Source organism: Lentisalinibacter salinarum (assembly GCF_040706555.1).
GTDB classification, from domain to species: Bacteria; Pseudomonadota; Gammaproteobacteria; order Steroidobacterales; family Woeseiaceae; genus Lentisalinibacter; species Lentisalinibacter salinarum.
The window spans coordinates 224759-237024 of record NZ_JAPDRH010000002.1 but is presented as its reverse complement, the minus strand read 5'-3'; the positions used below and the strand labels follow the sequence as shown (position 1 = coordinate 237024).

10 protein-coding genes are annotated in these 12266 nt (G+C 68.2%); 2 read left to right on the top strand and 8 right to left on the bottom strand.

Annotation, left to right across the window (positions count from 1 at the left end; all coding sequences use genetic code 11):
• Positions 1 to 37: 37 nt before the first annotated feature.
• From ACJMKZ_RS04195 to ACJMKZ_RS04185, 3 genes are read right to left on the bottom strand one after another with little or no spacing between them, the layout of a single operon-like run.
• Positions 38 to 451, bottom strand: a complete 414-nt coding sequence (locus ACJMKZ_RS04195; RefSeq protein WP_405231943.1) for a GFA family protein — start codon at positions 449 to 451, stop codon at positions 38 to 40.
• 32 nt (positions 452 to 483) lie between these two features.
• A complete protein-coding gene (locus ACJMKZ_RS04190; protein WP_405231942.1) occupies positions 484 to 1107 on the bottom strand; it encodes a sulfotransferase family protein in 624 nt (207 codons plus the stop codon).
• Positions 1104 to 2183, bottom strand: coding sequence for an SMP-30/gluconolactonase/LRE family protein (locus ACJMKZ_RS04185; RefSeq protein WP_405231941.1), 1080 nt, complete (start codon positions 2181 to 2183; stop codon positions 1104 to 1106). The genes ACJMKZ_RS04190 and ACJMKZ_RS04185 overlap by 4 nt, the downstream gene beginning before the upstream one ends.
• Positions 2184 to 2417: 234 nt before the next feature.
• Here ACJMKZ_RS04185 and ACJMKZ_RS04180 point away from each other — a divergent pair, with 234 nt between their 5' ends.
• Together ACJMKZ_RS04180 and ACJMKZ_RS04175 are read left to right on the top strand one after the other, a co-directional pair.
• The gene (locus ACJMKZ_RS04180) at positions 2418 to 3194 is read left to right on the top strand and encodes an SDR family NAD(P)-dependent oxidoreductase (RefSeq protein ID WP_405231940.1); all 777 of its coding nucleotides are present in this window, start codon (positions 2418 to 2420) and stop codon (positions 3192 to 3194) included.
• A gap of 57 nt (positions 3195 to 3251) precedes the next feature.
• Entirely contained in the window at positions 3252 to 4754 is a 1503-nt protein-coding gene (locus ACJMKZ_RS04175; protein WP_405231939.1) for a DUF2867 domain-containing protein, read from the top strand.
• A gap of 24 nt (positions 4755 to 4778) precedes the next feature.
• Here ACJMKZ_RS04175 and ACJMKZ_RS04170 read toward each other — a convergent pair whose 3' ends face one another.
• The 5 genes from ACJMKZ_RS04170 to hypD all read right to left on the bottom strand — a co-directional run bounded on the left by ACJMKZ_RS04170 (position 4779) and on the right by hypD (position 12220).
• Positions 4779 to 5639, bottom strand: coding sequence for a universal stress protein (locus tag ACJMKZ_RS04170; RefSeq protein WP_405231938.1), 861 nt, complete (start codon positions 5637 to 5639; stop codon positions 4779 to 4781).
• Between the two features lie 343 nt (positions 5640 to 5982).
• Positions 5983 to 7677 (bottom strand): formate--tetrahydrofolate ligase, encoded by a 1695-nt coding sequence (locus ACJMKZ_RS04165; protein WP_405231937.1) that lies wholly within the window; start codon positions 7675 to 7677, stop codon positions 5983 to 5985.
• A gap of 47 nt (positions 7678 to 7724) precedes the next feature.
• The gene (gene hypE, locus ACJMKZ_RS04160) at positions 7725 to 8729 is read right to left on the bottom strand and encodes a hydrogenase expression/formation protein HypE (RefSeq protein ID WP_405231936.1); all 1005 of its coding nucleotides are present in this window, start codon (positions 8727 to 8729) and stop codon (positions 7725 to 7727) included.
• Between the two features lie 67 nt (positions 8730 to 8796).
• Complete coding sequence (hypF, locus tag ACJMKZ_RS04155) at positions 8797 to 11085, bottom strand: carbamoyltransferase HypF (RefSeq protein ID WP_405231935.1); 2289 nt, start codon at positions 11083 to 11085, stop codon at positions 8797 to 8799.
• Between the two features lie 4 nt (positions 11086 to 11089).
• The gene (gene hypD, locus ACJMKZ_RS04150) at positions 11090 to 12220 is read right to left on the bottom strand and encodes a hydrogenase formation protein HypD (RefSeq protein ID WP_405231934.1); all 1131 of its coding nucleotides are present in this window, start codon (positions 12218 to 12220) and stop codon (positions 11090 to 11092) included.
• Between the last annotated feature and the right edge of the window lie 46 nt (positions 12221 to 12266).

Sequence of the window (12266 nt, the reverse complement as noted above, 5' to 3'; positions counted from 1 at the left end):
AGCGGTCCGGCGGCCGCAAGCACCGCCCCCCACCCGGTTACGCGGGCGGCATTCTGTCGTATCGCGGCAGCGAGTCTCCCAGCTCGACCCAGGGTTGCTTCGCCTCCGTGAAAATGTGCATGTCGGGTTTTACCCACCCGGCGTCGTCCAGGGCGCCTGCTTTGAGAAATACGTAGCCCGGATCGGAGTCGCATTCCAGCCAGAGGCCCGATCCGCACTCGGGACAGAAATGCCGGTGCACTTCCTTGCCCGAGTCGCCGACGACCGTGTAGGTCTGCGATTTCCCCTGCACGTAGAACGATTCGGACGAGACCATCAACTCCACTGAGAACGGACTACCGCCAGTGCGCTGGCAGTCAGTGCAATGGCAGAAGAACGTGTACTCCGGGTCCGCGCTGCAGGAAAAGCGGATGCTTCCGCAGAGGCATCCTCCGGTGTATTCAGTGGCCATGCCGATCTCCTCGCTTGTGCCGGTCTCCCGGGTCAGATTTTGCCGTTGACGCGATCCCAGAATTCCTCCCGGTGGTTGGTGCGCGGGAATTCTTCATCCGGGACCGGCACGCCCAGAAAGGCGCAGAGCGGTTGCCAGCCTTGCTTTACCTCGAACACGAGCAGCCGGTCGGCCGGAACGGCCTCTCTGACCGCATCATTATGCGCCGTGAAGGCCTTGACCAGCCCGTCGCGATCGAGACCGGGCGGAAAACCCGTCCTGGCGATCACGCTGCTGGCCATGTCCAGCCAGGCCCGCATCTCCTCGGGAGCCTGGTCTCTGCCGGCAAGCAGCGTATAGATCGTGGCGCCGAAGCTGTCGGCCCATCTCTCCGGATCACGCAGCGTCAACACGAACCGGGCGGAGGGGTATTCCCTTGCCAGTTCGCGGAAGAAGCCGGCGGTGGGCCAGTCCACCGCGCTGCCGTAACCCTCGTAGATCCGCGACCAGTCCGGCTTCCCGCCGGCGGCCGCGGACCAGAGCGGTACCTGGGCGGGCATGTTGTGGAGGACTTCCTCCATGTGGTGGCACGGCCCCACGCCGAGCCGGTTCAGTGCGAGCTTCAGCGAGTAGGTGCCCGTCCGGCCGACGCCCGTTCCGATTACGCTCAGTGTCATTGTTTTTCTCCCCGCTGGAGGTTCCTGTAAGCGATACGGTCACCCGCGAACGTGCCCACCCACAGTTCGGCGCCTGCCTCGAGTGCCATCGTGATATTGCTGAAGTGCTCATGAGCCGGTGAGCGCGCGACAACGCTGCCCTGCAGGGACTCGGGATCGATGGAGAGCACCGTAAAGGGTCTCGGGCAGCTCGCGAACTTCTCGAAATCGAATTCCTGCGACATCGGAACATCGCCGCAGATGGGATCGGATATCTCCAGCCCGGCGGTGATCAGGTTGCCCCGGTCGTCTCTGTGCAGATTGTCCGGGATGAAAGAGAACTCGTCGCTCGCGCGCAGCAGGCGCGCGGGATTGCTGTTCGAGAATGCCAGTACCTTCCGCAGCCCGGATGACGCGACATAGAATTCCCGACCGTCGTCGGATACTTCGATGCCGTTGGCGTAGGGCATCTCCGTGCCCTGGATCTTCGTGAAGCCGGCATCGCCGGGCGACCATTCGTAGACGGCGCCGGAAGGTCTCTCGCCGAATATGTCGTTAATGCGGATACCCGGATAGAGAGGGATCGTGGCCACCAGCGAGCCATCGGCAAACGAGGCCACGCTGTTGGCCTCCATGCCATCCGGGGTCATGACGCAGCCGGTCCACGTCAGCATCGGCTCGTCGCCGCTCGCATCCACCTCGAAGACCTCGATGGCTTCGCGCTCGCCGTGGCCGACGACGTATAAAGTGGAGCGTTCGTCGGCTCCGGGACGGATGTTCAGTCCGTGGGCCACGAAAGCATCGGGATCGGGCGACCCCGGGCACGCACCATAGGTGGCCATGTTCTGTCGGGCATGCGGTTCGTCGGTCGGATAGAACTCCGCCCAGGTCTTGCGCTCCGAATCGATGAGGTACAGAGATGCACCGCCGCCGAATCCGCTCGCGATGATCCATTTCGTGCCGGGGACGAGGACCAGGTCTTCCGCGTTCACGGGGCCGCAAAGGTACGCGTAATCGCCGGAGCCTGCACAGCCGTCATCCGCTCGCGGCTCGATCGAGAACGCGAGCGCAGAGAGGGCGATGATAATGGCAAGCAAGCGCACCCTGCCGGCAAAGAATCCACTGCTTTCAACGGGCATTTTCTTGTTCTCCTTCTTGCCGTCGCGCCCGCGATATTTTTCGCGGTGTCATCCGGCTCGCAGCGCCAGTGTAATCGAGCGAAGAGGAATCCGCGCGTGGTCCCGAGCTTGGCCGCAGGGCACGAGCCGGCGTATTCCTGCCAGTAGACTATACTCGACGCCACTCTGGGCCGCGTCGTAAAGGTATATACCATGAGTCCTTCATCCCTGTTCGACCTCGGCGGTCGCGTAGCGCTCGTCACCGGCGGCAACGGTGGCATCGGCCGGAGCCTCGCATTGGGGTTGGCGCAGGCCGGAGCGTCAGTCGCGATCGCCGGGCGCAATGAGGACAAGAACGCCCGGGTCCTCGAGGAATTGCAGGCGAAGGGCAATCCCGCCGTGGCCGTTTCTCTCGATGTGACGGAGCGGGACGAACTCGAGCCGGCCGTCCAGCACGTCGAGAGCGAACTCGGGCCGATCTCCATTCTGGTCAACAACGCCGGCATAGCGTCGATCAGCGGAGGGATACTCGGAGAATCGCCAGAGGACTGGGACAATGTCATCGAGACCCAGCTGAATGCAGTGTTCCTGTTATCGAAGCTCGCCGCAAAGTCGATGAAGGATCACGGCGGCGGCAAGATTCTCAACATCGCCAGCATGTATTCCTATTTCGGTTCGGGCCTGGTGCCTTCCTACAGCGCCGCCAAGGGCGCGATCGTCCAGCTGACGAAATCCATGGCGATAGAGCTCGCGCCTTTCGGGATACAGGTCAATGCGATTGCGCCAGGGTTTATCGAAACCGACATGACCGCTCCGGTGCGCACCGAGGAGTTGCAGGCGATGAATGATCAGATCATCGCACGTACGCCTGCCGGCCGCTGGGGTCAGCCCGATGAGGTGGTCGGAGCGGCCGTATTTCTGGCGTCGCGCGCTGCCGATTTCGTCACCGGAGAGACCGTAAGGGTCGACGGCGGATACGCCATTTACTGATCGACGCTGCGTTATTCGCTTACGCCGACGACGGCGACGCTGCCGTAGAATGACCTCATGAGTGCGGACGCGACTGCCGTCGGCGATAACGTCGCCTCTTACCAGCTCCCCGACGGAGCGGGGCGGATCGCGGTGGTGCTCGGCGCGAGCGGCTACATGGGCTCCAACCTCACCCCGGCCCTCGCGCGGCAGGGCTGGCACGTGCGCGCCGTCGCCAGGAATGCGGCCGTGCTCGAGGCCCGTGAATGGGAGGGCGTCGACTGCCTGTCCGCCGACGTGCTAGCGCCGGAGACCCTCGCGTCCGTACTCGAGGGCGCCGACGTCGTCTACTACCTCGTGCACATGATGTGGAGCGGCGGCGACTTCGTGCCCGTCGAACGGCGCGCCGCCGAGAACGCCCGCAGGGCCTGCGAGGCCGCCGGCGTGTGCCGCATCGTCTACCTCGGCGGCATCATGCCGAAGGAGGAGCGGTCACGGCACATGGAAGGCCGCGCCGTGGTGGGCGATGCGCTCCGTGACGGCGCCATCCAGGTCATCGAACTGCAGGCGGCCATGATCGTCGGTCCGGGGTCGGCCGCCTTCGAGGTCATACGCGACCTCGTGAACTACCTGCCTCTGATGATCACGCCGAAGTGGGTGCGCAAGCGCTCGACGCCCATCGCGCTGGAGAACGTGCTCACCTATACGATCGCGGCAGCGGATCTGCCGCTGGAGGGCGATCAGACGTTCGAGCTGGCAGGGCCCGACGTCCTGACCTATCAGGAGATCATGGACATCTACGCGGGGTTTGTCGGCAAGAACCCGCTCGTCGTCCCCGTGCCGGTGCTGACGCCGAAGCTATCGAGCTACTGGCTGTACTTCGTGACCTCGGTGCCTCCGACCACGGCGATGTCCCTGGTCGAGGGCCTGGCCCACGATTACGTCGGCGAAGACGAGGAGATCCGCAGACTCGTCCCGCAGCGGCTGCTCACGTTCCGCGAGTCCGTGGCCGCCACGCTGGAGGCGGAGAAGAACCACGACGTGCCGGCACGCTGGGTGGAGGGGTCGATCGCCTGCCGCGACTGGAAGCCGGAATACTCGTTCTACGCCAAGCGCTATTGCGGCGAGGCGGAGACCACGGCGAGCCGGGCGTCGATCTTCCGCGTGCTGCAGGGCTTCGGCGCCGATGGCGACTTCTTCTCTTACCGCTTCCTGTGGTGGCTGCGGCGCGCGTTCGACTGGCTGATCGGCGGACCCAGTTTCCGCACGGGACGGCGTGACCCCGACGCGGTGCGCATGGGCGACGTCGTCGACGGCTGGCACGTGCTCGGGATCGAGCCGAACGAGCGGATCACCTGGTCGATGCTGATGCGGGCGCCGGGCTCGGGCCTGCAGGAATTCACCATCCGGGAGCGGGCAGACGAATCGTCCGGCAAACTGGTCGTCGAGCTCTGCTGCTACTGGCACCCCGCCGGCATCTGGGGGCTGATGTACTGGTATGCGCACCTGCCGTTCTACGGGCCCCTCGTCGGCGGCGCCGTGCGAGAGATCGTGCGCCGGGCGGAGCGGCTGGAAGTCTGAGTCCCCCGGCCGCCGGGTTGCCGGTCAGGCCTTCGCTTCCTCCGTCATCGGCAGCACGAGGATATTGCAGTAGAGGCCGTCGATGACCTTCTCCGCGGTGTGTCCGAGCTTCGTGTCGGCGTCCGGCTGCGATACGCGTGCGATGACGACCAGATCCGCCTCCAGTTCCCGCGCCGCGGTGGCGATCGCTTCCTCCGGCTTCCCCATCTCCGCGCGGACCTGGTTGCGCGGCAGGCCGCAGCGGTCGGCAAAGCGCTGGCGATCCGGGTAATCGCTCGTGTCCGGGTAGACCGTCACGACATTGAGTTCCGCATTGACGTTGGCGGCGATCCTGCGGCCGGCGTCCAGCAGACGATCGTTCGCGGCGCGGTAGGTGTCCGTCTCCGGTCGATGCTTGATGGCGACCAGGACCTTGTTGATGTGCCGGCGCGCATAGGACTTCACGAGCAGCACCGGGCACTTTGCATCACGCAGCAGCCGCCAGTCCGAGGTTTCCCTGAGCCAGCGCCGGAGGCGCGACTGATTGGTCATGTTCTTGACCGCCAGGGTGCTCGAGCCGCGTGCGATCGCATCGACGATGGCCTGGCGCCAGTCCGGCTTGATCTCCACTTCCGTGCCGACCTGCAGGCCTTTCGAGCGGCCATGCTCCGCCAGACGTTCCACCCAGCTCTCGATGCGGGACAGCTCCTCGGCGATGGCCGTCGCATCGTCCATGTTCGGCGGCCGGCGCACCTGGTCCTCCGCTATACAGCAGTAGAGGTGCAGCGCGACATCGCCTGCGCCCGAAGCCTGCTCGTCGGCGGCGATGGTCTCGGCCATGACCAGCGACGGCTGGTTCATGGTGGTGGGGTCCAGGATGACGAAGATATTCTGCCGGTCAGCCATGTTTACTCTCCCGAATTGACGCCGCGAAGGATAGCAAAATCGCGGTCTCAGGGCTGAAGGATCGGTCTGCGAACCGCTGTAGGAGGGCCTTCAGGCCCGAACGTGCCTTCTAGTGGCGTAGGCCCGCCATCGGATGGGCGAGGGTCGCGGGGAGGCTTAGTCGGACGTCCCGTCCTCCTTCGCTTCGGCCAGACCTCCTTCCCGCCGTCATGGCTCCAGTCGGCCCGGACGACCCCTCTACCCTCGCCCACCCGCTGCCGGGCCCGTCGCCGAGAGGAAAGAAGGGAATCGGGCCTGAAGGCCCTCCCACAGCGGATCGGGCCTGAAGGCCCTCCTACGTGCTTCAGGCGAGACCGTCGACGTTGCCGTCGGCGTCGATGCGTACGTTGCGAGCGGCCGGGCGGCGGGGCAGGCCCGGCATGGTCATGATGTTGCCGCAGATGGCCACCAGGAAGCCGGCGCCGTTGGCCACCCGCACCTCGCGGACGGGCACGACGTGGTTCTTGGGGATGCCCTTGACGTTGGGGTCCGTCGTGAAGCTCAGGGGCGTCTTGGCGATGCACACCGGAAAGTGGCCGTAGCCCGTCTCCTGGTAGCGGGCGATCTGGTCGCGCACCTTCTGGTCGGCGATGATGCCCTGCGCGCGGTAGATGTTCTGGGCCACCGTGCGGATCTTGTCCCACAGCGGCATGTCCTCGGGGTAGAGATAGCGGAATTCGGCGCCGTCCCGCTCGACCAGGTCCACCACCGCCTCGGCGAGTTCGACGGCGCCCGCGCCGCCTTCCGCCCAGTGGTCGCAGGCCACGCACAGGATGTCGAGTTCGGCGCAGGCCTGGCGCACCATGTCGAACTCCGCCTTCGTGTCGGTGGAGAAACGGTTCAGGGCGACGACCACCGGCACGCCGAAACCGCGGGTGTTCTCCACGTGCCGGGCCAGGTTGTCGAAGCCTTTCGCCACCGCCACCAGGTTCTCGTGGTCGAGCTTGTCCTCGGTCACGCCCCCATGCATCTTCAGCGCCCGGATGGTGGCGACGATCACGGCGCAGTCCGGCTTCAGGCCGGCGCTGCGGCACTTGATGTCGAAGAACTTCTCGGCGCCGAGATCCGCGCCGAAGCCGGCCTCGGTCACCACGTAGTCGGAGAGTTTCAGCGCCGTGCGCGTGGCCAGCACCGAGTTGCAGCCGTGCGCGATGTTCGCGAACGGCCCGCCGTGGATAAAGGTGGGCGTATGCTCCAGGGTCTGCACGAGATTCGGCTGGATGGCGTCCTTCAGCAGCACGGTCATCGCGCCGTCGGCCTCCAGGTCGGCCGCATGGACCGGATTCATGGCGCGGTCGTAGCCCACGATAATGCGCCCGATACGCTCGCGCAGGTCGGTGAGACCCTCGGCGAGGCAGAGGATGGCCATCACTTCCGAGGCCACGGTGATGTCGAAACCGTCGGTGCGCGGATAACCGTTGGTGACGCCGCCGAGGCCGGCGGTGATCTCCCGGAGCGCCCGGTCGTTCATGTCCACGACCCGTCGCCAGACGACCCGGCGGCTGTCGATCCCGCACTCGTTGTCCCAGTAGAGGTGGTTGTCCACCAGGGCCGCCAGCAGGTTGTGGGCCGCGCCGATGGCGTGCATGTCCCCGGTGAAGTGCAGGTTGATGTCCTCCATGGGCACCACCTGGGCGTAGCCGCCGCCGGCCGCGCCGCCCTTCATGCCGAAGCAGGGGCCCAGCGAGGGTTCGCGCAGGCAGATCGCGGCTTGCCGGCCGATGCGTCGTAGGGCGTCGCCCAGACCCACCGTGGCCGTCGTCTTGCCTTCGCCGGCCCTGGTGGGCGTGATGCCGGCCACCAGGATCAGCTTGCCGTCGGGGCGGTCTGCGAGCGTGCGGATATAGTCCAGCGAGACCTTGGCCTTGTCGTGGCCGTAGGGCAGGAGGTTTTCCTCGCCGATGCCGAGCTCGCCGGCCACCTCGACGATCGGACGAAGTTCGGCCTGCCGGGCGATCTCGATGTCCGACTTCGGTGATGTGTGCTGTTCGCTGCCCATGACGGCTACTCCGATACGATCCTGCTGCCGGTCCCGGTCGACGGGCCCTAGCAGATGCGCGGCAGGGGATCGTCCTCCAGTTCTTCCAGATAACGCTCGCCGCCCAGCTCGGTCTCCAGCACCACGCGCTTCGCGGCGTCGGTGACGTGGCCGATGCGCGCGGCCATTTCGCCGCCGGGCAGCTCTCTCAGCGCCGCCACCGCTTCGTCCGCCTGGTCCGGATCGACCACGGCGACCACCCGGCCCTCGCAGGCCAGGTAGTAGGGGTCGTAGCCCAGCATCTCGCAGACCGCCTGCACGGGTTCGCGCACCGGCACGTCCGGTGCTCGCAGCCGCACGCCGAGGCCGGTGATGGCCGCGATCTCGTGGGTGACCGTCGCCAGCCCGCCGCGGGTGGGGTCGCGCATGAAGCGCAGGCCGTCGAAGTCCAGCAGGCGCGCCGCCAGGGGCGCGATGCTGGCGGCGTCCGACTGGAGATCACCGCGCAGCCCGAAGTCCTCCCGCGCGAGCATCACCGCCGTGCCGTGATCACCGATGGGCCCGCTGACGATGAGTGCGTCGCCGGCGCGGATGTTGTCGAAGGAGGGCTTTACGCCGGGCAGGCGCACGCCGACGCCGGTGGTGGCCAGATACAGCCCGCCGCCCTCGCCGCGGCGCAGCACCTTGGTGTCGCCGGCGGCCACACGCACGCCTGCCTCGGCCGCGGCCCGCGCCAGGCTGGCAATGATCCGGTCGAGCACCGCGATCTCCAGCCCCTCCTCGATGAAGGCATTCAGGCTCAGGTAGCAGGGGCGGGCGCCGGCCACCGCCAGGTCGTTGCAGGTGCCGTGCACGGCGAGCGCGCCGATGTCCCCGCCGGGGAACTCCAGCGGCTGCACGGTGAAACCGTCGGTGGTGAACAGCACCTCGCCCTCGTCGAGCTTCAGCGGTACGGCGTCCGCGCGCACGTCCAGGTCGTCGTTGGCCAGGTGGCGCGCGAAGATCTCGTCGATGAGTTCGCGCATGAAGCGTCCGCCGTTGCCGTGAGCGAGACTGATGCGATCGTCTTCCATTGTTCTCCCATCGGGTCGATGCCCGCTTTATGGACCAGGGCCAGTGCCCGTGATTGTCGCCGGCGTCCTATCCCGACCGGGCCGCGAACTCCGCGGCCTGCCCGTAGCAGATGGCGGCATCATTCGCCGGCAGCGCCGTACCCAGGACCGCCGTGTGGCCCGCGGCCGCGAGGCGCTCCAGCACCGCATCGGCGAGGACCCGGTTCTGGAATACGCCGCCGGTGAGGCCGATGCGTTCGAAGTTTTCCCGTTCCGTGATCATACCTGCCTGGACGGCCAGTGCCTCGGCCATCGAGGCGTGGAAGTCGGCGGCGCGCTCGGCGGCCGGGCGCCGGGCATCGCAGAGCATCGGCAGGAGCGGCGCCCAGTCGGTGCGCAGCACGCCGGCCTCGTCGGCGGCCACCGGCAGCTCGACGGCGTTGCCCGGGCCGGTGGCGGCGGGTGGGCCGGCGGCACCGGCGGCAATGGACTCCAGCATCATCGGCCCCTGGGCCTCGAAGCTCGCGGTGCCGATGCCGCAGACCATGGCGGCGGCGCCGTCGAAGAGCCGGCCCACAGCGCTCGAGACGGGACAGTTCAGCCCCTGTTCCCAGGCGATGCGCGCGACATCCATGTGCTCCGGCCCGTCGGTGTAGTCCAGGCCACAGGCCCAGTGCATGGCGGCGGCGCTGCGCCAGGGCTCGCGTCCCGCCTTGTCGCCGCCAGGTAGTGCGATGGTGCGCATGCTGGCGACTCGGCGCCAGGCGCCGGGCCGGCCGACGAGCGCCTCGCCGCCCCACAGGCTGCCGTCCTCCCCGTAACCCACGCCGTCCCAGGCGAATACCAGCCAGGACCCGCGGCCGCCGTGCTCCGCCGCCACGGCCGAGGCGTGGGCATGGTGGTGCCAGACGGTCTCCACGGGCAGGCCCGAGCGCCGTGCCCAGCGGTGGGTGTCGTAGCCGGGATGGGCGTCGGCCAGCACCCGGCGGGCTTCCACGCCGTACAGCGACTGCAGGTCGCCGGCCACCTGCTCGAAGACCTGCATGCTGCGCGGCGTCCCCATGTCGCCGATGTGGGGCGAGACCACCACCCGGTCGTCCCAGGCCAGCGCCAGGGTGTTCTTCATGTGGCCGCCGACGGCCAGCACCGGCTCGGGCTGGCGCCAGGGCAGGGTGAGTTCCCGCGGCGCGCAGCCGCGGCCGATGCGGATGGGCCGCACCCGGCCGCCCACGCGCCGGAATACCGGGTCGTCAGCCGGCCGGACGATGGGGCGGTCGTGCTGCAGGAAGGCATCGGCGATGCGCTGCAGGCGTCGTTCCGCCTCGTCGGGATCCGTCAGCACGGGCTCGCCGCTGACGTTGCCGGAGGTGGCAACGAGAGGCGCGCCGAAATCGCCGGTGAGCAACTGGTGCAGCGGGCTGTAGGGCAGGAAGATGCCGAGTTCGGCCAGGCCGGGCGCCAGATTGTCCGCCAGCGGGCAGTCGGCACGGCGGGCGGCGAGCACGATGGGTCGCACAGGGCTCAGGAGTTCGTCGGTTTCCTCCGGACGCAGGTCCACCGAGCGGCGCACCGCATCGAGGCCGTCCGGGCCTGTCAGCGGGAACATCACGGCCAGCGGTTTGTGGGGCCGGGGCTTGCGCTCGCGCAGGCGGGCGACCGCGCCCGCGTCGCCCGCCGCGCACATCAGGTGATAACCGCCGATGCCCTTCACCGCCAGGATCTCGCCGGCGCGCAGGCGATCCACCGCCGCGGCGATGGCGTCCTCGCGCGTCGCCAGGGTCTCGCCGCCGGCGCGCAGCGTCACCGAGGGGCCGCAGACCGGGCAGGCGACGGGCTCGGCGTGGAAGCGGCGGTCCGTCGGGTCCAGGTATTCGCGTTCGCAGTCCGCGCACAGCGCGAAGGCGGCCATGCTGGTGTTGGGCCGGTCGTAGGGCAGGGCCTCGATCAGCGTGTAGCGGGGCCCGCACTGGGTGCAGTTGATGAACGGATAGCGGTGGCGCCGGTCGACCGGGTCGGCCATCTCGCGCCGGCAGTCCTCGCACATGAAGTAGTCCGGCGGCACGAAGATGCGCGGGGCTTCGGAGGCCGCGCTCTCCAGGATGCGGAAGCCGTCGAAGTCGCCCTCGTCCACGGCCTCGTCGGCGGTCAGCTCCGGCCGGGACAGTGGCGGCGCATCGGTGATCAGGGCGTCGCGGAAACGGGCGACCGCGTCGGGCGCGCCCTGCGCCCGCAGCTCCACTTCGCCCAGCTGGTTGCGCACCCAGCCCGCGATGCCGTGTTCGTGCGCGAGGCGGAAGACGAACGGGCGGAAGCCCACGCCCTGGACGTGGCCCGTGAGGCAGATCCGGCGCGTCTCGCGGGCGGCGGCAGGCGCCACCCGCTCAGCCGGTGGCGCTGCCGGCTTTCTTGCGGCCTTCCCAGACATTCTCGCGCATGCCGGCGGACCACCAGATGCGGCAGGCACCCTCGTCGGAGACCATGCACGGGCCGATGGGTTTGCGCGGTGTGCAGGCGGCGCCGAACAGGCGGCACTCGTTGGGATAGATCTTGCCGAGCACCACCTTCGCGCAGTCGCAGCCCGGCGGCATCTGGCCCACCCGCTTGCGGGAGTCGTCCGCGTAGGAGGGGAACTGCAGGCGCGCGTCGCAGTGTTCGTACTCCGGGCGCAGGCCATAGCCCGACTTCGGTATCACGCCGATGCCGCGCCAGGTGGCGTCCTGCACGTGCATGACCCGGTCCAGGCACTCGCGGGCCACGGCATTCCCGCCCGGGCGCACGACTTCGGGGTAGCAGTTGTCGAGGAAGCGCTTGCCCTCGATGAGCTGGCGCAGCACCGAGTACATGGCGGCCAGCAGGGTGTCGGCGCGGAAACCGGCGACGGCCGCCGGGATACCGTGCTTCTCCGGGACGAAGGCCCACTCCTCCGGGCCCATCACCGTGGAGACGTGGCCGGGCGCGATCAAGGCGTCGAAGCCGGGCTCGCCGGACTCGAGCAGCATGGCCACGGCGGGCCAGGTGAGGCGGCCGGACAGCAGCACGCTCAGGTTGTCAGGCGCGCCCTCGGCCAGCATCGCGGCCACCGGCGCGGTGGTGGTCTCGAAGCCGGCGGCGAAGAACACCACCTGGCGATCCGGATTCTCCCGGGCCACGGCGGCCACCTCCGTGGGGCTCGCGATGGGCCGGATGTCGGCGCCTGCGGCCTTGGCCTGCTCCAGAGAGCGCGGTTCGCGCTTCGGCACGTTCACCGGCACCCGCAGCATGTCGCCGAAGGCCACCAGTATCACGTCCTCGTTCAGCGCGAGTTGCATGGCCTCGTAGACGTCTTCCTCGGGACAGATGCACACGGGGCAGCCGGGCCCCGGGATGAGTTCGATCTGGGACGGGATGGCGGTGCGAAGGCCCGCCGTCGTGATGGAACGCTCGTGACCGCCGCACACGTTCATGATGCGGACGCGGTCGGGCAGCGGCAGGGCCTTCAGCCGGTCCAGCCAGTAGCGCGCGTCGTGTGCCATGTCGGTATCCCCCCTGCTCGTCGCTGTTGCGGTCGAACTGTCGGCG